The 22594-nt window shown below is 33.7% G+C and carries 21 protein-coding genes and 1 tRNA gene; 14 read left to right on the top strand and 8 right to left on the bottom strand.

The window, feature by feature from the left end; all coding sequences use genetic code 11:
* Window positions 1–49 precede the first annotated feature (49 nt).
* On the top strand, window positions 50–2485 hold the full coding sequence (locus CW751_RS00820) for a T9SS type A sorting domain-containing protein (protein ID WP_101333057.1): 2436 nt from the start codon (window positions 50–52) through the stop codon (window positions 2483–2485).
* Window positions 2486–2622: 137 nt separating this feature from the next.
* On the opposite strand, the gene CW751_RS00815 is transcribed toward CW751_RS00820, so the two are convergent.
* Window positions 2623–4245 carry a BamA/TamA family outer membrane protein gene (locus tag CW751_RS00815; RefSeq protein WP_133122091.1) on the bottom strand — a complete coding sequence of 541 codons (1623 nt, stop codon included), beginning with the start codon at window positions 4243–4245 and terminating at the stop codon, window positions 2623–2625.
* 201 nt (window positions 4246–4446) lie between these two features.
* Between CW751_RS00815 and CW751_RS15335 the strand changes: the two genes are divergently transcribed.
* Entirely contained in the window at window positions 4447–4587 is a 141-nt protein-coding gene (locus CW751_RS15335) for a hypothetical protein (protein ID WP_165779182.1), read from the top strand.
* Window positions 4588–4634: 47 nt separating this feature from the next.
* On the opposite strand, the gene CW751_RS00810 is transcribed toward CW751_RS15335, so the two are convergent.
* From CW751_RS00810 to prfB, 4 genes are all read right to left on the bottom strand, one after another.
* Window positions 4635–5297, bottom strand: coding sequence for an SCO family protein (locus CW751_RS00810; RefSeq protein ID WP_101333055.1), 663 nt, complete (start codon window positions 5295–5297; stop codon window positions 4635–4637).
* Between the two features lie 159 nt (window positions 5298–5456).
* Complete coding sequence (locus CW751_RS00805; RefSeq protein WP_133122090.1) at window positions 5457–5849, bottom strand: hypothetical protein; 393 nt, start codon at window positions 5847–5849, stop codon at window positions 5457–5459.
* Window positions 5850–5851: 2 nt separating this feature from the next.
* The gene (locus CW751_RS00800; protein ID WP_101333053.1) at window positions 5852–6841 is read right to left on the bottom strand and encodes a hypothetical protein; all 990 of its coding nucleotides are present in this window, start codon (window positions 6839–6841) and stop codon (window positions 5852–5854) included.
* 49 nt (window positions 6842–6890) lie between these two features.
* Window positions 6891–7976: a peptide chain release factor 2 gene (prfB, locus tag CW751_RS00795; protein ID WP_101333052.1), complete on the bottom strand. Its 1086-nt coding sequence runs from the start codon at window positions 7974–7976 to the stop codon at window positions 6891–6893.
* A gap of 207 nt (window positions 7977–8183) precedes the next feature.
* On the opposite strand from prfB, the gene gcvH reads away from it, so the two are divergent.
* From gcvH to CW751_RS00740, 11 genes are all read left to right on the top strand, one after another.
* Complete coding sequence (gene gcvH / locus CW751_RS00790) at window positions 8184–8561, top strand: glycine cleavage system protein GcvH (RefSeq protein WP_101333051.1); 378 nt, start codon at window positions 8184–8186, stop codon at window positions 8559–8561.
* Between the two features lie 6 nt (window positions 8562–8567).
* Window positions 8568–8951 carry a VanZ family protein gene (locus CW751_RS00785; protein WP_101333050.1) on the top strand — a complete coding sequence of 128 codons (384 nt, stop codon included), beginning with the start codon at window positions 8568–8570 and terminating at the stop codon, window positions 8949–8951.
* A 47-nt stretch (window positions 8952–8998) separates the two neighbouring features.
* A complete protein-coding gene (locus CW751_RS00780; protein ID WP_101333049.1) occupies window positions 8999–9670 on the top strand; it encodes an energy transducer TonB in 672 nt (223 codons plus the stop codon).
* Window positions 9671–9758: 88 nt separating this feature from the next.
* Window positions 9759–10487 (top strand): deoxyribose-phosphate aldolase, encoded by a 729-nt coding sequence (gene deoC / locus CW751_RS00775; protein ID WP_101333048.1) that lies wholly within the window; start codon window positions 9759–9761, stop codon window positions 10485–10487.
* Window positions 10480–10878 (top strand): 3'(2'),5'-bisphosphate nucleotidase CysQ family protein, encoded by a 399-nt coding sequence (locus CW751_RS15790; RefSeq protein ID WP_101333047.1) that lies wholly within the window; start codon window positions 10480–10482, stop codon window positions 10876–10878. The genes deoC and CW751_RS15790 overlap by 8 nt, the downstream gene beginning before the upstream one ends.
* A gap of 89 nt (window positions 10879–10967) precedes the next feature.
* A complete protein-coding gene (locus tag CW751_RS15785) occupies window positions 10968–11309 on the top strand; it encodes a 3'(2'),5'-bisphosphate nucleotidase CysQ family protein (protein WP_101333046.1) in 342 nt (113 codons plus the stop codon).
* Window positions 11296–12864: a hypothetical protein gene (locus CW751_RS00760; RefSeq protein WP_101333045.1), complete on the top strand. Its 1569-nt coding sequence runs from the start codon at window positions 11296–11298 to the stop codon at window positions 12862–12864. The genes CW751_RS15785 and CW751_RS00760 overlap by 14 nt, the downstream gene beginning before the upstream one ends.
* On the top strand, window positions 12864–14369 hold the full coding sequence (locus CW751_RS00755) for a hypothetical protein (protein WP_101333044.1): 1506 nt from the start codon (window positions 12864–12866) through the stop codon (window positions 14367–14369). Before CW751_RS00760 ends, CW751_RS00755 begins: the two co-directional genes overlap by 1 nt.
* A 370-nt stretch (window positions 14370–14739) precedes the next feature.
* Window positions 14740–15636 carry an ABC transporter ATP-binding protein gene (locus CW751_RS00750; protein WP_101333043.1) on the top strand — a complete coding sequence of 299 codons (897 nt, stop codon included), beginning with the start codon at window positions 14740–14742 and terminating at the stop codon, window positions 15634–15636.
* Complete coding sequence (locus CW751_RS00745) at window positions 15633–16436, top strand: ABC transporter permease subunit (RefSeq protein ID WP_101333042.1); 804 nt, start codon at window positions 15633–15635, stop codon at window positions 16434–16436. The genes CW751_RS00750 and CW751_RS00745 overlap by 4 nt, the downstream gene beginning before the upstream one ends.
* A gap of 123 nt (window positions 16437–16559) precedes the next feature.
* A complete protein-coding gene (locus CW751_RS00740; RefSeq protein WP_133122089.1) occupies window positions 16560–18998 on the top strand; it encodes an energy transducer TonB in 2439 nt (812 codons plus the stop codon).
* Window positions 18999–19143: 145 nt separating this feature from the next.
* Here the strand turns inward: CW751_RS00740 and CW751_RS00735 are convergent, their stop codons facing one another.
* The 3 genes from CW751_RS00735 to CW751_RS00725 all read right to left on the bottom strand — a co-directional run bounded on the left by CW751_RS00735 (window position 19144) and on the right by CW751_RS00725 (window position 21774).
* Window positions 19144–20106, bottom strand: a complete 963-nt coding sequence (locus CW751_RS00735) for an OmpA/MotB family protein (RefSeq protein WP_101333040.1) — start codon at window positions 20104–20106, stop codon at window positions 19144–19146.
* Window positions 20107–20282: 176 nt separating this feature from the next.
* Window positions 20283–20356 (bottom strand) — tRNA-Ile (locus tag CW751_RS00730).
* A 218-nt stretch (window positions 20357–20574) separates the two neighbouring features.
* Window positions 20575–21774 (bottom strand): acyl-CoA dehydrogenase family protein, encoded by a 1200-nt coding sequence (locus CW751_RS00725; protein WP_101333039.1) that lies wholly within the window; start codon window positions 21772–21774, stop codon window positions 20575–20577.
* A gap of 150 nt (window positions 21775–21924) precedes the next feature.
* Here CW751_RS00725 and CW751_RS00720 point away from each other — a divergent pair, with 150 nt between their 5' ends.
* Window positions 21925–22578, top strand: a complete 654-nt coding sequence (locus CW751_RS00720; RefSeq protein WP_101333038.1) for a DUF4271 domain-containing protein — start codon at window positions 21925–21927, stop codon at window positions 22576–22578.
* Window positions 22579–22594 lie beyond the last annotated feature (16 nt).

The following is a 22594-nucleotide window of genomic DNA, read 5'->3' as shown; positions in this document are numbered from 1 at the left end:
TTTGTAAAAGTTTAATTATCAATTGATAAACCATACTTAAACAATTATCATGAAAAAAATTCTTACTTTATTCGTTTTATTTTCAATTATATCAGAGAATATCAAAGCACAAATTGATGTAGCATCCTTTGATATCGTAACAGTTTGTCCAAATTCTTATGGACAATCGATAGCTGTTGATAATATAATATTTACGCCGAACACCCCAGGTGATTCTGTCTATATTGGCAATTTATCGGTAAATAATAGTGAAATACAAAGCTATTCCTATATAAATGATGTGGGAAAATCTATAATTAAGATAGAGCCTGTTAATGGATTTACGGGGACTTCTTTAATAGAAGCAAGTATTATTGATGATTTTCAAGGAAGTTTATTGTATACCTTTGAAGTAAAAATAGGTGAGATTCCTAGTTTTAATCTGCTTGAAAACGCAGCTTGTGAAAGTGAAACACAACTTAAATTAGGTGATCTTTTAACTCCAAAAGGGGGGACATTTGTTGTTTATCCAAGCGAAGAAAACATAGGCCCTGAAGACTTTTTAAATGTTTATCAGTTGAAAGAAAATTATGGAGCTAATCTTACTTCAATCAATTTTGATTATTTTTATACTGACACAAATGGTTGTGTACATGTAACAAATGAAACGCTTTATTTAACCGAATCACCGACAATAACTATTGATAATGTTAATCATTCTTCATGTGAACAAACCGATGGTTCAATCGATGTTTCAGTATCATCTACTTTAAGTTACCAAGGATATTGGAACAATGGAAATGTCAGTGAAAATATTTCTAATTTATATCCAGGTGAATACACATTTAATGCATTGAATACGGAGGGTTGCAGCGCCCATAAGACAATTGTTGTTGAGAATACAGGCTTAGCAATTAGTGGCACAATAAATAATGTAAGATGTAAAGGAGGTGCTTCTGGTTCCATAGATTTGGATATTAGTGGAGGAAGTGGCAACTATAGAACAATATGGTTGTCAGGTAAAAACACCCCTAACATTTCAGACTTATCTGCTGGTGAGTATACCGTAACAGTAACAGATTTGGATGATGGGTGCCAATCAGTAAAGAGTTTTACTGTTGCCGAACCTTCAAATCCTTTTGATTTTTATTTTTACAATGCTGTTACTCCTTCTGATTGTCATAGCAATGATGGTAAATTCGAAGGTTTCAATGCTACAAACGGAGCTGCTCCTTATACTTTTGAATGGAGTACGGGAGAAACGTCTTCAGAAATTTTTAATTTATCAGCAGGTTCATACCGTTTAAAAGTTACTGATATTTTAGGATGTGAGGCAACTCAAGAATATTTTTTACGACCAACTGACGCACCTGAAGCATTCTTTAATGTTAAAAATGCAGACTGTGGCTTAAATAATGGAGAAATAGAGATTACTTCTATGTATCCAGCTGCTAATTCGACAATAACAGGTGTTGAGTGGGGGAACGGAAATACAGGTATGATGTTGAACGGATTGTCGAAAGGAGAATATGAACTTACAGTAAATCAAGATAATGGATGTGCAACTGAATATGAAATTACTGTAGGTAATACCCAATTTGATTATAACCCAGAAATTTGTATTGTAACTGTTGATACAGCTACAAATACGAACCTTGTAGTTTGGGAAAAAGACTTTAATAATCCTGACAATATAGATTTCTATAATATATACCGGAAGAACCCATCAACTAATCAATATGATTTCGTTGACTCTGTAGATTTTGATAATATTTCAGTTTTTAATGATGTCATTGCCTCACCAGAAACGCGTTCATGGTCTTATTTAATCTCTGCTGTTAATGAATGTGGAGGTGAGAGTAGATTATCCCGAAAGCACAAAACCATACACTTAGTTATGAATGATGGTCAAAGTCAAGATGAGAAAATTTTGTCGTGGGATAATTACGAAGGATTGGATTACTTTACTTATGCTTTGCACAGAGGTACAGATGTTGATGGATGGCAGACTGTAGATGGGAATATTGCAGTTACAGATTTTCCTACTTATACAGATATCTTGCCTGCAGGAGCAACGGAAGTAGATTATATTATTGAGGTAATCCCAACAGCTGGTGGTTGTACCGCTACTTTTGGAAAAGCACAGGATTACAATTCATCAAGATCAAATAGACCAAGCCCAATCTTTAACCCTGGTGATGGAACAGGAGACCCAAATAATGGATTTGGTGATGGAACGACAGATGTTGTAGAATTTGAGAATACTGATTTTTCAGCAATTGTTTATCCCAATCCATCGAATGGTAATTTCACTCTTGCAATAGATGGAAATGACACAGATGAAGAATTAAAACTCTCAATTGTTTCGATTAATGGAAAGATAATTTATCAGGATAAAATCAATAACTACTTGAATGATTTTCATTTGAATGCACAACCAGGAGTTTACTTTGTAAAACTTCAAACGCAGAAAATGACAGAAACTATACGAATTATTATTCAATAAATTGAAATTTAATGAACGGAGGTAATGAGAACACAACTTGTTGTCTCTGTTTTTTATTTTTAATAACTAAATTTGCTTCTTTTTGTTAACTCCTTTCGCAGCGCAAGTTAAGTTCATGAAATTTATATGGTTTTATTTTAAAAATAGGCAATATACCCAAAGTGGACTTTCCCATCTCTCAATTGAATATCATTGTTAAATTGCTTTCCCAAGGCATAAGAGATAGAGAAAATGCCTAGATTGGTACCAAAACTAAATCCTGCTCCAAATCCAAAAGGTTGATCTTGAGTATAGTCCTTGGCATTATTCTCATAAAAGGATTGATCAAAAAATGCAAATGCATGAGAATTTTTATCTACTAAAAAACGATATTCTAAGGTAAATGTTGAAGTGGTTGTTGCAAAAAGCACTTCTTCATTAAAACCCCTCTGATGTTTTAGCCCTCCAAATCTGAAGAGTTCGTTCTCATAAATTCTTGGTGCATAATATGATTGGGTTGTATTGGCCAATTTAAGCACATTTCTTGGCGTAATTGGAACGTAATAGGCAATATGAAACTCTGCTTTGAAAACTGTTGCATTTGTTGTTGAATCAGACTGAATTGGTCGACTTTTACGATTACCAACTGAAGCATCCATATCAATAGTTAGGCCTTTGCTTGGGTTAGGTAAGTAATCTAAATTGTTGTGTACTATTCCAAGTCCATAGCGATTGCTAGACACGGTTGAAAAATTATTTGATAAAGAATTGTTAGCTCCTGATAATAAATTTGAGTTTTCTGCAGTATAAAAAGCCTTTAAATAACTTCCTCCTGTCAAGAAATACCGAATTCCCAATTGTAAATTTGTAGTTAAAAACGTGCTATCTTGTTTGTATAAATCAAATTCAGTATCAATTCCAAATGGTGTGTTAAATAAAAAAGGAAAATTAAATCCTAAATTTAATTCCTGTGTCTTGGGTTGTAAACTTTTCCAATTAATTTTTAATTCTTCACCTCTTTTGACGATATTTAATAGCTTCAATCGAACATCTCCTGTAACAGTAGTTTTTTCTGTTATTGGATTGGGTTGCAATCCTACAATTCCATTAATTAAACTCACAGGAACACTTTCTAGATATAAATAAAGGTCTGCCCCTTCTGGAGTGAAAAGAATCTCATGAGGTTTGATTTCTTTTACGAATTGAATTTGATCTATCTTCGAAGAGATATTGCTAAGAATACTTTCATTATAAGGGTCTCCCTCTTTAATTGATAGCGCATTGAATATATACTTTTCTCTAACTTTAGATTCACCGCGGATATGTATTTCTTTTAGGGTTATAAAGGGACCTTTTTCAATATGAAGTTGGGCATAAGAAACATGCTCTTTTAAGGTGTCGATTTTTAAATAGACTTTAGAAAAAGGATAACCATTTTCGTTTAAGTATTCATTCAGTCGTAATAGTACATCTTTCACTTCTCTTGGTTTAAATGGAAGTTTGGAAAGAAATCGTTCATTAATTCGAGGTGTTCCCCGAACAATGTTTTGGTCGTTTTTATTTACTTTGATTTCAATTCTCTTAAAAACCTCTCCCAAGTAAAAGCGAACATAAGCTGTGTCGTTTGAATAATATAAAGTATCTATCGAGGCTAAAACATATCCTTTTTTGATGGCTTTATATCTTATTTTATTTAAATATTCGGCTATTTCTTGTTTAGATTCAAAGGTTTTCTTAATTTTTCTTTGAATAGATTTGATTTTTTGATCATTAAATGACAAGTATAGATTTTTTTGCCCAAAAAAATAAAAAGGCAAAAAAAGTACAAGAAGTGTTAATAGACGTATCATTTAACAGGAATTAACGTGATTTTTATTCAAATATTTCTTTTATTTTTTTAAATCAACATAAAATAATTCTTTATCTTTCATTAGAATCTATATATTTACGCCAACAAACAACAATAAAAACTAAATAAAGCTATGAAAAGAATTGTGCCAGCGGCTATCATCTCAGTATTTTTTATTTCTCTAATTTCTTCATGTGGTTCCTCAAAAGCCAATTGTGATGCTTATGGAGATATTAAAACACAACAAGAACAAAATGATTTAGCTCAGCAATAATTAAGTAGCTTATCAAATATTTTGAATAGATGTAATTGATTTTACATCTATTTTTCTTTTAATAAGATATCAATATCGTCCATTAGAATATCCACTTCTTCTGTACTCGTTCCATCGTAATAGCCACGTATTCTCAATTCTTTATCAACCAAAACAAAGTTATTGGTATGGATGAAGTCTGATCCAGCATCACCTAAGTTCCTGGCCTCAGCGGGTTTTAAAACGAAAAATGAATTCCGAGCAAGCTTATACAAGTTTTCTTTTTTTCCTGTTAAAAAATGCCATTGACCATCTACCGCTCCATGTTCACTTGCATACGCGCGCATCACTTCAACAGAATCATGCTCCGGATCAACTGTGAAACTGAGTATTTTCACTTCATCATTGTTTTTAAATCGCTTTTGAACTCGCGTCATTTCTTCTGTCATTACAGGACAGATTGTTAAACAAGTAGTGAAGAAATATTCTGCCACAAATACTTTATCTTCGACATCTTGTAGGGTGACTTTCTCGCCATTTTGATTTTTAAATTCAAAATCTCCTATTCTATGACCGATACCAATATGAGCAAGTTCGGGATTAATCATCTCGGAATTTACATCTCTGGGTTGTATTACAGGAAGCCTCCTCCTTTCCATCGATGTTTTGGTTAAATAGTAAGCTGTGAAAATCCCAGCAATTAGAATGATTACTGTTATTAAAACCCTCATGACATTTATTTTGATACAAAAATATTCATTTAACTGATGATAATAGAAATTATCGTGTTAAAACATAGCGTTTATTAGTTAATATGATGTGGTTGAGCGTAGTGCCTGCTCTGATATGAAATCAATTTTGTGAAAAATTTTGGCTTTTTTAATTATGTCTCATTGCTCATCCATCAATTGATCATCGAGTAGATCGTTTTTTGAATTAGGCTTCTCCTTTTTGATAAAATATGAAATGACAATTAATACTAGTCCACCAAGAAGAAATAGGAGCTGGAAGGGCCAATGCATTAATCTAAAAACTATACCTGTAAAAACAAGTATCATTCCCATATAAGCAACAAAGCTTTGATATGGATTCTTTTTGCTTTTTCTCTTGTCTAGAAACACGGATAGAATAGAAAATACAAATCCAATGAGTCCAAATGCATACAGACCTAATATACAGATTAAATCAAAATTATACAGATTTAATGGGTTAAAACGAAAAAGCATCATCAGCAAGAATGCCAATGATGCTAAATATGATAAATAACTAAATTTACTCCACATTTTTATTTTAATGTGAAAGTGTCTTTCCCTATTAATGCTCCGTCTGCAAATATTTTCACTATGTAATTTCCACTCGGAATTTCATTACCTTCCAAATTGTAAACAATAGTCATATCTAACAATTGGCCTTGGTAATTGATTTCTCTTTTACCCGTATATAAAATTTCGCTTCCTGCAACCTGCGTTACATCATTTGGACGCCTGTATATTACTTGTCCGTTTGGATCGGTAATTTGCATGTAAATTGTTTTATTACCCGGACGCGCAATTTTATTTTCACCAATGGTAAAGGTACTGGAAAGAATTTCTGTTCTTCCCGCTCTATTTACGCTTTTGGTATTTCCTCCGAATGTTGCATAGCGTAAACCTTCACTTTTAAAGTTAAAGGCGTTTAATTTTGCACCCTTGGTTAGTAACTCCGCATTTTGTTCATTTTGTTTTCTCAATTCATCTCTTTCACTCTGAGTTTGATCTAATTCTGAACTTTTTTGATCAAGTCTTGATGTTAAATCAACATTTAAAGTGTTTAAAGAATCAATCGTTATAAGGTATCGATTCATGATTTCACGCAAACGCTCATTTCTCTTTTTGAGTTGTCCAATTTCATAATAACTCCGGTTACGATTGTCTTTTAATTTAGCAAGAAGTACATTAATACTGTCTTTTTGGGCTTGTAAACTATCAGATTTCGAGGCATCTTTTTCAATCAATTGATCATAGGTTTTTAGCATTTGCTGAAAATCTGTTCTCAGATCATTAGTTGCTCCTTCAATGTATCCACCTAATGCTTCATTCATGGATTTCATTTCTTTTTCGAGTTGTGCGTTTGTCGTTTGGCAACTTTCGTATGCACTCGATTCTTTAGAGTACATCCACCCCAATACACCAGCGCCAAGTAGGGCTAAAACAGTGATGAGAATCCAAATACCTGCTGATGACTTCTTTTCTTCTGGATTGTTTGTTGCTTGATTGTTTTCCGTTTCTTCAGACATGTTATTGTGTTTTTTTAATTATACAAAATATAATTGACTCTTTCGTAAGTTAAGCGCCAAATTCCATTAAATACGCTTTTAAAAATGAATTGATATCACCATCCATCACGTCATCTACATTTCCAGATTCATGACCGGTGCGCACATCTTTTACTAATTTATAAGGGTGCATAATGTAATTTCTAATCTGTGAGCCCCATTCTATATTCTTCTTTTCTGATTCAATTTCAGCTCTTTTTTCTTGTCTTTTTCTCAACTCTAATTCATATAACTGAGATTTTAACAATTGCATTGCTTTTTCTTTATTACCTAATTGTGAACGAGATTCTGAATTTTCGATTACGATTCCTGAAGGTTCGTGACGTAATCTAACCGCGGTTTCCACTTTGTTTACATTTTGTCCACCTTTACCACCAGATCTAAATGTTTCGAAAGTAATTTCAGCTGGATTTATTTCAATTTCTATTGAATCATCTACTAGGGGATAAACATAAACAGAAGCGAAAGAGGTGTGTCGTTTAGCGTTTGAATCAAAAGGAGAAATACGCACCAAACGATGAACACCATTTTCACCCTTTAAATAACCAAACGCAAAATCACCATCAAATTCAATGGTTACTGTTTTTATACCCGCAACATCGCCTTCTTGGTAGTTAAGCTCCTTTAGTTTGTAGCCGTTTTTCTCTCCCCACATCAAATACATTCTTAACAACATGCTTGCCCAATCACAGCTTTCTGTTCCTCCTGCTCCTGCGGTAATCTGCAATACAGCATTAAGATTATCTTCCTCGCCCGAAAGCATGTTTTTTAATTCAAGTTCTTCCACCTTTTCTGTGATTTCAGTATGAAGCAATTCAATTTCTTCTTGTGAGCCTGAGCCCTCGTTAAAAAACTCAAGTAAAACCTCTAGGTCTTCTATCTGCTGATTAAGCGTAGCAATAGCTTCTACCCAAAATTTAAGTTGTCTGTTTTGTTTTAAAACAATTTCAGCCTTCTTCGGGTCGTCCCAAAATGTTGGATCTTGAGCTTTCAATTCATTTTCATGAATTTTCCTCTTCTTTTCGTCAATAGAAAGATATTCGAATAATTTATTCGTGCGTGTTTTGAGGGTATTTATTTGGTCAGTATTCACCATATCTGCAAAAATATAAAATTGTATCAATGACTTATACAATTTATAGTTTTTTGGCACGAAAAGCTTTAATGTCTAATCATTAGATGGGAATAGACTAAGTGATGTATCATCCATTTTACCCAAAACCATTGAAAACACTAATTTATTTGTAAAAAATCGAGTAATTTGATTTAAAAATTTTACATTTGGATTTAAAAATAAATTATAATGAATATACCTGCGGATTTAAAGTATACGAAAGACCATGAATGGTGTTTGGTTGAAGGAGATGTGGTAACAATTGGGGTTACAGACTTTGCTCAAAGTGAGCTTGGTGATATTGTTTTTGTAGAAGTAGAGACAGAAGGAGAAACACTCGAAAAAGAAGAAGTTTTTGGTTCTATTGAAGCCGTGAAAACAGTTTCTGATTTATTTATGCCTGTTACAGGAGAGGTTGTTACTTTCAACGAAGAGCTAGAGGCTAATCCAGAATTGGTTAACTCTGATCCGTACGGAGAAGGTTGGATGATAAAAGTAAAAACTTCAGATACAGATGCACTTGATGAACTGATGAGTGCTGAGGCGTATAAAGAGATGATAGGTTAAAAACTTGTGTTAAGATTTATTTTACCCAGTCTTGTTTGGACGTCTTTTGTAGTAGTGGTTAGTTTAGTACCGAGTTCAAACGTAAACTTGAGAGAGTTTCAGTTTGAAGGTGTGGATAAGTTAGCCCATTTTGTAATGTACTTATTGCAAAGTTTGTTTTGGTCGATTGGTTTAAGAAGACAAAATATTTCTCACTTTTTACGAAATCATGCCTTAAAAATCAGTCTTTTTGGTAGCTTTTCCATTAGTTTTATCGTTGAATTAATTCAAGAATTTGTCATTGTTTCAAGAAATTTTGAAGTCCTCGACTTGATTGCTAATGGAATTGGTTGTATTTTTGGAATCGTTTTATTCAAATTAATTTATCAAGAATATAAGATTGAATTTTAGGAACGATTTTTGCTTAAATATTTGAACATCGAATAAAATTTATAGTTATGGCAGTTAAAAAAAATCCAGATTACGATAATGAACGAATGCGTTTGCCGCTTCTTTTCTTAGGTTTCTTTATTGTTGGAAGTCTTATTACGCTTTCCTTTTCGTACAAAAACGAAGTGGAGATTGTAAACGATGGAAAAGATGATCAGGAAGTGAAAGATATTCCTGAGGAGAATGAGGTCATTGAAGAAGAGGAAGAGATTGTTGAAAATGAACCGCCAGAGGTAGAGCAATTAGAAACACCTCCAGAACCAAGTGAAGAGATAGAATTGGCAGAAAATAAAGATGAGGATGAACAGCAACAAGTAGAAACTGAAGAAATTCCTGATGAACCTGAAGCTCCAGCACCTCCTGCCGAGATTGTTGAATACCCAGATGTTGAGGCAGGATTCCCAGGTGGAACCGCAGCAATGAAAAAGTTCTTGGCAGAAAACATTAAATATCCTGAAATAGCAATGGAGCTTGGTGATGCCGGACGTGTATTTATTGAATTTGTTGTGAATAAAGATGGCTCTATAGAACAAGTGAAGATTTTAAGAGGTGTGTCGAAAGAAATTGATTTGGAAGCAAAACGTGTTGTTCGTTCAATGCCAAAATGGAAACCTGCTGAATCTAAAGGAGAAGCGGTAAGAGCAAGATGTAGAATACCGATTAATTTTATTCTGCAATAAGTCATTTAATATAATTGAAAGTCTATCATTCGATAGGCTTTTTTTTTAATCGAAATTTTATACTTTGTAACTTTATAATTCACTTAAAATGTACACAAAAAAAGAAGTTTGCGCTTTAGTAGATTTAACCTCCTTAAATGCTTTTGATGCTGAAACATCTATTAATGACTTTTTAGAGCAAGCATTGAGCTTTGAGCAAAAGGGATTTCCTGTAGCTGCTGTATGTTTGTTTCCTAATTTCTCTAGCTTAGCCGTTAAAAAACTTGAAAAATCTAAAGTTAATGTTGCAGTTGTGGCTGGAAACTTTCCAAATGCACAAGGCTTTTTATCAACCCGACTTAATGAGTGTGAACTCGCCCTAGAAGCAGGTGTTGATGAAGTAGATATTGTGCTTAATCTAGGCGCTTTCGATAGTGGAAACTATGCCCATGTAGTTGAAGAAGTTCAAGCCTATAAAGGCCTGATGCCTAAACGGAATTTGAAGGTTATTTTAGAGACGGGATATTTAAAAACCGCCGAAAGAATTAAAAAAGCAAGTGAATTAGCTATTGAAGGAGGTGCAGATTTTATAAAAACATCAACGGGAAAAGATTTTCCTGGTGCAAGTATTGAGGCTGTTGAAACAATGGCTAAGGTAATTGCTGATTTGCCTTCATCTCAAAAAGTAGGACTAAAAATAAGTGGTGGTGTTCGCACCTATGAAGACGCATTAGCTTATTTAGAAGTCGTTGAAAAACATTTGGGAAAAGATTTTGTTGATCCAAACACACTGCGCATTGGTGCTAGTTCATTGGTTTCAAATTTAATGAATGAATAATTTTTTCAATCAATATAAAATCGTTATTCAAGCTGCACTTGAAGCTTCAACAGCTATTATGGATGTTTATGCGGGTGATTTTGAGCGAATTGATAAGGAAGACGGAAGTCCAGTTACCATTGCCGATTTTAAATCTTCAAAAATTATTCAAAAACATCTCGCAACAACAGGTATTCCTATTACTGGCGAAGAACTAGAGAAAAAACCTTTTAATGTTCGACAACATTGGGAAAAATCTTGGTGTGTTGATCCTTTAGACGGTACAAAAGAATTCTTAAAGAAAAATGGCGAATTTGTTATTAATATTGCACTGATTGAAAATAATCAGCCTGTGTTTGGTTTAATTGCGTCGCCTGTAAACAAAGAAATTATAATCGGATCACAAAAATAGGAGCATTTCAAACTACTTACGAAGATGCATTAAACCCTTTAAAATGGAGAACGTTAAATCGATTTAAAACTGTCAATCAGCCGTTGAGAATGATTTCTTCAAGAAGTCATTATTCTGGAAATCTTCAAAAGTTAGTAGATCATATTGAAAAAAATAAGGGTAAAGTCGTAGCGCAAGCCATGGGTTCGGCCCTCAAGTTTTTTGAATTAGTTAATCAAAATGCAGATGTTTATCCACGATTTGCACCAACTATGGAATGGGATATTGCTGCTGGACAAGCGATTTATGAAGCATTAGGAGGACAGGTAATAAACCTTGAAACGGGACTTCCTTTGGTATACAATAAGGCCAACCTGAAAAACCCTCATTTTATCGCTTTTCATCAAATACTTGACTTGTCATTAGATCCATTTATTAATGAAAAAATTTAACTTACTTCTTCTGATATCAATCTTGTTGATTAAAAGCTCAATTTTTAGTCAAGAAATTCTGTTACCGATATCTAGTAATGTTAAAGATCAAATTATATTATCAGCCGCTCATTCTGACATGCTAGGAGAAGGTTTTTTTCCTGTTTCGTATTCAGAAGCTCAAGTTGATTTTCCCAAAAAAGACACCACGCGAACATGGATTTATCGGAAGCTGTTTCAAGAACATTTTATTCAACCTACAGGGAAACATTTTTTGTTAGCAGTTGATCCCGTATTGAATTTATCAATTGGAAAGGATGTTCTAAATGAAGGTGCTAACTACATCTTTCAAAATACCCGTGGCGTTCAAGCGCAAGGACACATTCAAAATATATTTTCATTTTATACTGCGTTTTTCGAAAATCAAGGAAGGTATTTAGCTTATCAAACCGATTATTTTACAGATCGCGGAGAGTATTATCCCAAAAATGGTGTTTATACGCAAACGAATGCTGTAATCCCTGGTGGAGGAAGAACAAAACCTTTTAAAGTTAATGGTTTCGATTACGCATCTTCGGTCAGCTATGTGCGACTTACTCCTAATGATAAGTTAACGTTTCAATTCGGAAATGCGCCAAGGTTTTTTGGGTATGGACATCGATCTTTATTGTTATCTGATAATTCATTTAATTATACGCATCTTTCTATCGATTGGAAAATTACTCCTAAACTATCTTACACATTGATGCGTGGAAAACAGCTTAACTTAATTCGTAAAGTACACACAAACTTGATTGAAGCTCCTTATGAAAGAAAGGGAATTGGCGTGCATTACCTAAACTATAAGCCCATACCTACTTTGTCTATCGGTGTTTTTGAATCTACTGTCTATTTGAGGGACGAAGCTACATCTAGTCAACGCGTAAATCCTTATTTTTATCAACCATTAATTGGCATTAATACTGCTTTAAACGGGAGCGAAATATCCGACTTAAAAAACTTATTAGGAGTTAATATCGGTTGGCGCTTTCACCCAAAACATCTTGTTTATCTGCAAACAGTAACTGATGATTTTAAAAATAAAGCTTTTGGTTTTCAATTGGGATACCGCAATGCAAATGTCTTTGGAGTAAAAAAATTACATTTTCAAGCTGAATATAATCATGCAAATAAAACTTTATATGCAGCGAACAATCCCCGTTTGGCATACACACATTTTAATTTACCGCTAGCTCACACCTTAGGTAACGGCTTTAAGGAAGTCGTTATAAGACTAAATTACGAATGGAAGGGTTTTTTTACAGAAGTTGCTGCCGTTTTTTACGATGCACATCAACCCATGACGAATAAATCACAGCTGTTTGAATCAAAACTAGTTATTTCTCCCAATGATTTTACACGTGTTTTGAATGGACACTTTAAGTTGGGATATGTTGTTAACCCTGCTACACAACTAAGAGTTTTCTTAGCTGGACATTATAGAGAAAGCAGTACAGATTTGTCACCAACAACAGCAAACGGGTCCCTAACAATTGGAATGCGTACAGCGATTAATAACCAATACTTTGATTTTTAATGCGCACATTGTTTTACATATCCATAATATGTTTTTTTTCAGCGATCAATGCGCAAGAAAACCATGTTAGATCAGCTTCAGTTGGTTTACTAAATGAAGACACCTTTTTTGATGATACATTATCTTTGTCTAATCCCATTTTACCAAACCTAAAGTCCTCTCCTTTGTTTGGACTACCTATACACACATCTACCTCTAAGAATAAAAACACTTTTGGAATAGATTTTTTTCCTGTTGTGCATGTTGCAGGAGCACTTCTTTCTGAGCAGAACAAACAATATTCATTTGTTAGCGGTGGAGGTTTTGGTTTCTCCGGACATTGGAATGATCAACTTTATGCACGAATACTATTAACAGGGAATTATCTTGAAAGCGGAATTGCACAACCTTCATATCACGAAGTATATAAAACGTTTTTTTTGAATAATCATAATGCTGGATCTCAAATAGGATTACAACCTAAAATTCGCTTGAGCTACACACCTTATACTTTTTTGAATATTCAAGCGGGAATCGATCAAAACTTTATAGGCCATGGAAAAAGGTCATTACTTCTTTCTGATTATGGAGCTCCTTATCCATTTGCTCAATTAAGAACTCAGTTTTGGCGTATTGAGGTGAGTAATTTATTTCAATTCTTTAAAGAAAATCCCTATGAAGGATTGAAACGAAAGTTCGCTTCAACGCATTTCTTTAATTTTAAAATCACAAAACGTTTTCAAGTTGGTATTTTTGAATCGGTTGTTTTTGCTCCAAAAGACACGCTGATGAATCGCGGTTATGACGTTACTTATTTGAATCCGTTTTTATTTTATCGACCAAGTGAGTATGCCCTGGGATCGCAGGACAGGTTATTGTTAGGGCTTAATTTAAGTTACGAGTTTACAAAATTTATGATCTATGGACAATTTGCAATAGATGATTTTGTGTTTCGTGAATTAATTACTCGAAGTAGATGGTGGGCAAATAAATACAGTGGTCAATTGGGTGTGAAAGGTGAAAACAGTCTTCAAAACACAAAAATGAAATGGCTTATAGAGTTAAATTTTGCTCGACCATTTACGTATTCGCATCTTAATTTAAGTACAAATTATGGTAATCAGGGGCGTTCATTGGCTCATCCTTTAGGAGCAAATTTTGTTGAGTTGTATACTGAAATGGCCTTTGAATTCACCCCCAAATTACATTTGAAACCACAGTTCTTTTTCGTACAACAAGGTGGCCAAGACGCAAATGATAGTCTTTCTTTTGGTGCAGATATCTATCAACCATATACTGATCGGCCTTATGAGTACGGATACAGAATTGGAGGAAATGGTAAATTAAATCGTTTTCATTTTTCAACTGAATTAAACTACCAAGTTTTTGAAAAAATGCGAATTGAGTTGTTCATAAGACCAGGAGTTGAGTTTCAAAATGGAAATACGGCCAATTTCAAGCATCAGTTTTTTGTTTACGGTGGAATAAGAAGTAATTTATGGAATGATTATTCGTTCGGATTCTGATTTTCACTGATGAAGCAATCTCTTGATTTTCAAATTTAAGATCAGCAACTTTTGAGCACTACTGAAGATCAAAAAATAGTCTCCTTAACCCGAATTATTCACCAATCTTAAAGTTTAAGAATATTAACATCTGTAAGTCAGTATTTTAACTGTATCTCCTGTAAAATTTGAGAAACCCATTTTTGGGTATTTGTGTATTTGTAAGATTTTGATTTAATTTTGATCTATTCGTCGTTACAAGCCCCGCGAAATATACATATATTACTTTAGGTCTTGTGCCTAGAATAGATTTAAAATTAAATGCATGAATAATCCGGGTTAACAAAGTGGGTTAAATAAATTAGCTTATTTTTAACCTAAATTTTGCTACATGAATGAAATTTTATCAACGAGCGGTTTAAAAAAATCATATAAAAACACACATGCGCTAAAAGACTTGAACATTAGTGTGCAAAAAGGTCAAATTTATGGTATTCTCGGGCCAAATGGAAGTGGTAAAACAACAACTTTAGGAATCTTACTTGGCGTAATAAAACCTGATGCCGGTGATTTTAATTGGTTTGAGAATGGATCTTTAGATGAAAATCGTCAAAATATTGGAGCTTTATTAGAAACTCCGAATTTCTATCCTTACCTCAATGCAGTTGATAATTTAAAAATCGTTGCTGAAATAAAATCATTAAAAAATATTTCAGTACGCATTCAAAAAGTTTTGGAACGTGTTGATTTATGGGAGAGAAGAAAAACCAAATTTAAAGCATTTTCTTTGGGAATGAAACAGAGGTTAGCTATCGCTAGTGCAATTTTAGCCGATCCCGAAGTTCTTGTTCTCGATGAACCTACTAATGGTTTAGATCCACAAGGAATAGCTGAAATTAGATCATTAATTTTAAATATTGCAAAGGAAGGTAAAACCATTATTATCGCATCTCATATTTTAGATGAGATTGAAAAAATGTGTACGCATGTGGCTATTTTAAAAGATGGTTCTTTAATTACTGAAGGTACCTTAGATGAATTAATGCTTCAGGAGAAAATCTTAAAAATAAATGCTGATAATCCACAAAAGTTATTGGATTGCATAGCAGAAATAACTGACATTAATTTGGTTCGATCAGAAGACGATGGCATTTTAATCAGTGTAAACGAAAAAACATCTGCCGCGCAGGTAAATCAAATGATTGCTGAAAAAGGAATTTATTTAAATGCTTTAGCGGTGCACAGGAAAAATTTAGAATCTACATTCTTAGAAATCATTAACCAATGAAAAAACTAATTAGAATAGAATATTTGAAACTGAGGAAATTAAAGTCTTTACGGGCTATTTTTCTTATTTATGCGGTTATTTCACCTCTTGCAATTTATGCCATCTCATCATTTATAACCAATTTTATGGGACCATTTTTACCAAAAGATTGGTCGGCGCTTCAATTCCCTGATGTGTGGCCAATTGCGGTTTACGCCTCGAGTTATTTTAACGTAATGATGGGCGTTTTAGCCGTCATTGTCATTAGTAATGAATACAATTATAAAACATTTCGGCAGCACGTAATTGACGGTTTATCTATTCGACAAGCTATATTTAGTAAGTTTTTGGTGTTGCTTTCTTTCTCATTGATCATAACATTGTACACGTTTATAACTGGGCTTATTTTTGGTCTGGTAAATACTACTTCAGATGCAACTGTTTTAGAGGGTGTTGAGAGCATTGCCTATTATTTTTTGCAAACCTTATGCTATTTCAGTTTTGCTTTTTTTCTCACTGTTCTTTTAAGAAAAACAGCTGTTTCAATTACGATTTTTATCCTGTCTTTTATCTCAGAAACAATCCTTGGATTAATACTGGCATACGGTGGGTTTCAATTAATTTATGCATTTATGCCGTTAAACGCGTTTTCAAAATTAACGCCATTTCCAATTTTAAAAGAAATGATAGCAGCTGGACAAGAACGTAGCGGAAATGTTCCATATATCCTAGATACTCCTATAAACTTTGCACTTTGTTTGGCTTATATGCTGGTATTCTTTTTGATAGCTTATTTCACCTTGAAGAAAAGAGATTTGTAAAATAAAGTATGTCCACGAGGTGAAATCTCGCGGTAGCATACTTTATTCAAAAAGGCTTCTTATTTCGTTAATGTATAGTTAATTAGTGCCACCTTTCCAGCATTCTCTTTATTTTTAAAGTACATGAAAATAGTTAAACTCTTATTTACATTACTGATGAGTAATTTTCTTTGTGCACAAGTTGATCTGCCTGAAAATCGACAATATGAATACTCCAAAGATAGGGTCGATTACTATTTCTACTTGAAGAGTGATACAGCCCAATCTATTAGTTTTGGCAAGATCTATGGCTACGAAAAATGTCGTGCTCATGTAATAAATAACAGCGCAGATTCTATTCTGATTCATAGAGTAGGAAGTCGAAATCATCCACTTTATTGGTTTTTGGATGGAATGGAGCCGAGTAGATTGGTTATGCCCAATGATACGATTCATTTATATGCCAAATGGGCAAGAAGACATGGTCCGTTTAACCGTTCTATCACTTTGCAGTATAGAAGTGGCTCCAATTTGAATATGCAGTATTTTTCGGTTTCAACGAAAGGTCAATTTATAGATTCACTTGAACTTAGTCGTCAAGAAGAGGCGTTGGAAAGAGTTCAAGAAGAAAAAGCAAAAAGGAAGCGTGAAGAACATCTGAAAATTCAGCTCGAAAAGGAACAATCGAGACAAGCAATTTATAAGAACGGAGCAGAAGACTCAATTCCTGTTAAAATCCGATTTTATGAAGATGGAACAGTTCGTTTTAAAGAATACAAAAGAAATGGAATTATTAAAGAGGAATTTGATCAGTCGGGTTATTTGAAAAAGACGTGGGATGATGAAGGAATTCTCACAGAATATTACCCCAATGGAAACCGAAAATATAAGTCTGGAAAAGAACGTTTTTCTACCGAAGTTCCTTATGTGAGTTATTACTTTCAAAATGGATGTCTCCAAAAAGAAGTCTTTCTCAATGCGTCCATCATTAAAGAATATGATTCTCTTCAATGTAATCAGCTATTATCCAAAACAATTAAAGACAGCACAATCAACAATAGCAGGATTATTTACTATGACAATGGAGAAATCACACGAATCAAGTTTTTTCCACAAATTGGATATTCTCAATACGCAGAGCACACAGGAACATTTCAAGGTTATCAACTTAAAGATGGTTTTGTCAACTATTATTCTTCAAGAAAAAGATTGCTGTTTTCGAGTCAGATTATTGATGGAAAAAGAGATAATGTTCTTACTAAAAATGAAAAACAGGGAAATCAGATTAACCTCATTGATCTTGAAGGCCGAAAAACAGGATTGTGGATTACGCAGAAATCCAATGAAACCGAAGCAATTCATATTCCTTCTAATTTAAAAGAATCAATAAGTGATTTCCGTGCTGTTGCTTGGAAAAATTATATTTATGATAAGGGAGATACCGTGAACATGGTCTACCTGCATGATTATGGGGGAATACGAGGATACTTTTATTTGAAGGACAAAGAAAAGCGCATTCAGCAAGGTGATGAAATTGGGATATTTTACCACGAAAACGGATTCCTTAAATCTAAAAGTTATGAATTAAGGAATGGGTTGAGTGCAAGCATCAATTACTCTGAGGAGATAGAGAACCAGATTATAGGAGGAAGAAAAGGAAATTGGAGTAAACTAATTTTCAAGAATAAGCAACTCGCTGAAATTAGGAGTCTTTATAAAGTTGCTCAACTAGATGTTTTAGATGTTAACACTTCGATTGAAAGGCCGAAAGATTTACAAAATGGAATGTCTGTTGTAGAAAAAGGAAATTTCAAACATTTTGAACTCTATAATGGCTTTATCTATTATTATGATGAAAATGAAAACTTAACACTCACAGAAAAAGTAGTGAATGGTGTAATCCAGTATAATCCTCGCATCAATTTAACAGAAAAGCAATTGATTAAAGTGGCCCTTCGAAATGATTTAAATTTTAATGGTTGGGTTGAAAAGCGAGAAATCAAAAGCTTGACCTCTATTCGGTTAAGATTAACTGAAGAAGAAATAGAAAGTTTCAATTGGAGTGAATTGGCTCATTTCAATAATTTGAAAGCAGTGAATTGTAATGATTTAATGTATAGATTGAGCGATTATTCAAATCAGGATGCGCTCAAATTGGCGGTTCTTAATAAATCCGGAGCGAAAATAAACTACAGCAGACAACGCTATCCTTGGGATGAGCCAAGAGTACCCGAATACGAACAAGAATTTCCCGAACTTACACCCGTTCCAAAGGTGATTGAGTTTCCAGATGTAGAAGCTAAATTTCCTGGAGGAAAAGAAGCAATGGAGGAATGGATAGCGGAAAACATAGTAGAATCCAGAATTGAGGAAGGTGGAAAACCCCACAAAATGTATGTTAGGTTTACGGTACAAAAAGATGGAAGCTTAACTGATATCAGAATTCTCAAAGGAGTGAATGCCGAAATTGATAAAGAAGTCAAACGCTCCATTAGATCAATGCCAAAATGGGAACACGCGCTTTCTCAAGGCGAGGTTTGCGTGAGTAAAAAGATAATTGCTATTGTGTTTGTGTTGAAGTAAGTGGGTTTTTTGAACCTGAATTTTGAATTACTTTTCACACTTTCAAATTAAAAACTACTTAGTGATTGGTAGGAAACAGACAACTTTTACAAATTACATAAATTTTGAGAATCATTTTTAAATTTGCTATGTTACCGGCTAGTCACTATTTAGAAATCAACTCAAATAAAGCATCTAACCTCGGCGCAATAATCACCTCTATTCTGCGGTTTTTTGCTTTGTCACTAGGATCAACAGGATGAAATTCTGAACGACCAGAAGCGGATAGAATTTCAGGGTTTACACTTGAGTTTTCTGTCATAATTGACACAACAGATGTAGCACGAAGTACAGATAACTCCCAATTGTTTTTTGGATGTGAAGCACTCGCCAGTCGGTCAGTATCCGTATGTCCTTCTACGATGATCTCTAGGTCATTCTCGTTTTCTATGGCTTTTGCTAATTCTATAATTGCTTTTCTTCCTTCAGCTTCCACAACGGTGCTTCCTGAAGCAAATAATAACTTAGCTTCTAAACTTACATAAATTTTCCCATTGCGTTCTTCAACTTTCAATCCTTTGTCTTCAAACCCTCTTAATGCTTGAGCAATTTTACTTTCTAAAGCTTTTACTGCCATTTCCTGCCGTTGTATAATTTCTTCAAGTTCAGCAACTCTTTGTTCACGTTCGGCAAGAAGTAACTGCTTCTTTTTCAACTCTTTTTCAAGGGTCATCAAAGCATCTTCTTTTCTTTGTGTTTCTATTATTTTTGCTTCTAAATCTGCTCTCATTCTTGCCAAATGTTTGGCATCGCTATCTTTTATCTCATCTAGTTTTTTCTCAAAATCAGCACCCATAGAAATGGCTTGTTTGTATTTTGATTGTAAAGAACGGTACTTATGTCCTAAATCTGAAGTGTCTGCTTTTAATTGAGAAATGTCTTTTTCCATTATGTTCATGCGTGTTTGTGCTGTTTTTAGCTTCGCTTCATTGTCTAAAGAGGAAGTTTTAAACTTTTTAAGTTCTTCACTACATTTTTTCTCCTTTGCTAATAAGTCATTATACTTTTTAGCTGGAACACAAGCTCCTAATCCAATTGCTATGACAAGAATAGAAATAAATACACGCATGTTTTTTAATTATTTGATTCATTCTATACAAAGTTCGACAATGTTTACCGTTCTTTTTACTGGATTGGAGATAATTTTGAACAGTTGAATATGGAAAAAGGTTTCAAAGATCTTGATTTAGGCAGCGTATTAAACAAAAAAGCACCTACATTTCTGTAAGTGCTTCATTTTTAATGTGGTCCCACCTGGACTCGAACCAGGGGCTTTCTGATTATGAGTCAGATACTCTAACCAGCTGAGTTATAGGACCATTTTCTATAATTCAATATTAAATTGCGTTAAAGCGATTGCAAAAATAATATTATCCTAGATTAATTGCAAAGAAATATGAATTAATTGTTCAAAATTGACCAAAAAGAAAAAGAGCAAAACAATTGTTTCACTCTTTTAATTTATGATTATCTGACGCTTTAATACACAATCGTTATAAAGCAGCATAACGAAGATTTTAGCGTTTTCTTACCAAGTCTATTTTTTTTCAGGCATTTCACGCGTAAATGCTGGAATTCCTGTAACGTCCATTCCTGTTATCAATAAATGGATATCGTGTGTACCTTCATAGGTAACTACAGATTCTAAATTAGCCATGTGACGCATCATAGAATATTCTGATGTAATTCCCATTCCACCGTGCATTTGACGTGCTTCTCTAGCTATATTTAGTGCAATCTCGACATTATTTCTTTTGGCCATCGAAATTTGAGCAGAAGTTGCTTTTCCTTCATTTCTGAGCTGTCCTAAACGAAGCGTTAATAATTGCGCTTTTGTAATTTCCGTAATCATTTCTGCTAATTTTTTTTGCATTAACTGAAAAGCACCAATTGGAACGTTGAATTGTTTTCTTTCTTTTGAATAACGTAATGCTTGATCATAACAATCCATAGCAGCCCCCAAAGCCCCCCAAGCAATACCAAATCTTGCAGAATCTAAGCATGAAAGTGGAGCGCCAAGACCGCTTCTTCCTGGGAGTAGGTTCTCTTTTGGAATTTTTACATTATCGAAAATTAATTCTCCAGTTGCAGAAGCACGTAACGATAGTTTACCATGCATTTCAGGTGTTGAAAAACCTTCCATTCCCCGCTCTACGATTAATCCATGAATTCTTCCTTCTTCATTTTTTGCCCATACAACGGCAATATCTGCAAATGGTGCATTAGATATCCACATTTTCGCTCCATTCAAGAGGTAATGATCGCCCTTATCTTTAAAATTAGAGACCATATTTCCTGGGTCAGAACCATAATCTGGCTCTGTTAAACCAAAACACCCAATCATTTCTCCTGTGGCTAATTTAGGTAAGTATTTTTGTTTTTGCTCTTCAGAACCGTACTTGTAAATTGGATACATTACGAGCGAACTTTGAACTGAAGCTGTAGATCTTAATCCACTATCACAACGCTCTAATTCCTGCATGATTAAACCATAGGAAATTTGATCTAATCCTGGCCCGCCATATTCCTCTGGAATGTATGGACCAAATGCGCCAATTTCTCCTAATCCACTTAAAATGTGCATTGGAAAAGTTGCTTTTTCATAATGCTCATCGATTATTGGAGAAACTTCTTTTTTAACCCAATCTCTTGCTGTATCGCGTATTAATTTGTGTTCATCAGACAGTAAATCGTCCATTGAATAATAATCTGGGTGTGTATATAAGTCTGTTTTCATTTAATTTTTTTGTTTGACCCCAAATTTACTGAATTATCTTCTCTTTATCGATAAATATTCTGATAGAAACGTTGGTTATTATATTTTTGTAATTTTAAAGTCATTATTAAGTCGGGATAATCACAAATCTTGCAAATTGTTAGCAATACCATGAATGAATACGAGTTAATCTTTCGAAATGAAATGTTTCCTAATTGGATTATTTATGTGTTGGTATTCACCTTGGTTATTCTAGCAATTTTAAAATATCAGAAGGAAGATGCTTTTCATAATATCAGACTGGCATTCTTTAATTCTTTTTCATCTGTTCCATTTTCTAAAAAAGAGCTGCGTTTTTTTGGTACAACCAATTGGGTGTTGTTGCTTAATTACTTTCTAACATCAGCAATTGCTGTTTATATGATTTTATCTTATAAAGAAAATCAGCATTTTATTTTGATGCTATTACCCATAGCTTACTATTTTTTGCAACTCTTTGTTTTATTTTTTACTGGATTGATCAGTGGTGAATTAAAAAGGTTGTACAATAATATATTCCTCATTAATTATATTGCCCATGTTATAGGTTTGTTGCTAATCCCTGTTTTGCTTATTTGGATTCTTAATCCAAACCTTTCGGAGACTGTATTCAAAAGTATATTGTTCATTTTCGTTTTGTTGAGTATAATTAGGGTTTTTAGAGGAATTCTTATTGCTATTCGAAATAAAGTGGTGTGGTATTATATAATTTTATATCTTTGCGGCTTGGAAATATGGCCAGTAGTTGTTATGTATCATCTGCTAAGCCCTAATTTCATTGATTAATTCGAGTTAATTAGGA

The sequence above is a fragment of the Brumimicrobium salinarum genome (genome assembly GCF_002844555.1).
GTDB classification, from domain to species: Bacteria; Bacteroidota; Bacteroidia; order Flavobacteriales_D; family Crocinitomicaceae; genus Brumimicrobium; species Brumimicrobium salinarum.
The sequence above is the reverse complement of the archived record's forward strand: the minus strand, read 5'-3'. Positions and strand labels throughout refer to the sequence as shown.

Bases quoted from the DNA above. Each gene is read 5' to 3' on its own strand.
- CW751_RS00745 (WP_101333042.1), top strand. From the start codon at position 15,633: ATGAAAAAACTAATTAGAATAGAATATTTGAAACTGAGGAAATTAAAG.
- CW751_RS00750 (WP_101333043.1), top strand. From the start codon at position 14,740: ATGAATGAAATTTTATCAACGAGCGGTTTAAAAAAATCATATAAAAAC.
- prfB (WP_101333052.1), bottom strand. From the start codon at position 7,976: ATGGTGAATACTGACCAAATAAATACCCTCAAAACACGCACGAATAAA.
- CW751_RS00725 (WP_101333039.1), bottom strand. From the start codon at position 21,774: ATGAAAACAGACTTATATACACACCCAGATTATTATTCAATGGACGAT.
- CW751_RS00720 (WP_101333038.1), top strand. From the start codon at position 21,925: ATGAATGAATACGAGTTAATCTTTCGAAATGAAATGTTTCCTAATTGG.
- CW751_RS15790 (WP_101333047.1), top strand. From the start codon at position 10,480: ATGAATAATTTTTTCAATCAATATAAAATCGTTATTCAAGCTGCACTT.
- deoC (WP_101333048.1), top strand. From the start codon at position 9,759: ATGTACACAAAAAAAGAAGTTTGCGCTTTAGTAGATTTAACCTCCTTA.
- CW751_RS15335 (WP_165779182.1), top strand. From the start codon at position 4,447: ATGAAAAGAATTGTGCCAGCGGCTATCATCTCAGTATTTTTTATTTCT.
- CW751_RS00800 (WP_101333053.1), bottom strand. From the start codon at position 6,841: ATGTCTGAAGAAACGGAAAACAATCAAGCAACAAACAATCCAGAAGAA.
- CW751_RS00755 (WP_101333044.1), top strand. From the start codon at position 12,864: ATGCGCACATTGTTTTACATATCCATAATATGTTTTTTTTCAGCGATC.
- CW751_RS00820 (WP_101333057.1), top strand. From the start codon at position 50: ATGAAAAAAATTCTTACTTTATTCGTTTTATTTTCAATTATATCAGAG.
- CW751_RS00805 (WP_133122090.1), bottom strand. From the start codon at position 5,849: ATGTGGAGTAAATTTAGTTATTTATCATATTTAGCATCATTGGCATTC.
- CW751_RS00760 (WP_101333045.1), top strand. From the start codon at position 11,296: ATGAAAAAATTTAACTTACTTCTTCTGATATCAATCTTGTTGATTAAA.
- gcvH (WP_101333051.1), top strand. From the start codon at position 8,184: ATGAATATACCTGCGGATTTAAAGTATACGAAAGACCATGAATGGTGT.
- CW751_RS00810 (WP_101333055.1), bottom strand. From the start codon at position 5,297: ATGAGGGTTTTAATAACAGTAATCATTCTAATTGCTGGGATTTTCACA.
- CW751_RS00735 (WP_101333040.1), bottom strand. From the start codon at position 20,106: ATGCGTGTATTTATTTCTATTCTTGTCATAGCAATTGGATTAGGAGCT.
- CW751_RS00780 (WP_101333049.1), top strand. From the start codon at position 8,999: ATGGCAGTTAAAAAAAATCCAGATTACGATAATGAACGAATGCGTTTG.
- CW751_RS00740 (WP_133122089.1), top strand. From the start codon at position 16,560: ATGAAAATAGTTAAACTCTTATTTACATTACTGATGAGTAATTTTCTT.
- CW751_RS15785 (WP_101333046.1), top strand. From the start codon at position 10,968: ATGATTTCTTCAAGAAGTCATTATTCTGGAAATCTTCAAAAGTTAGTA.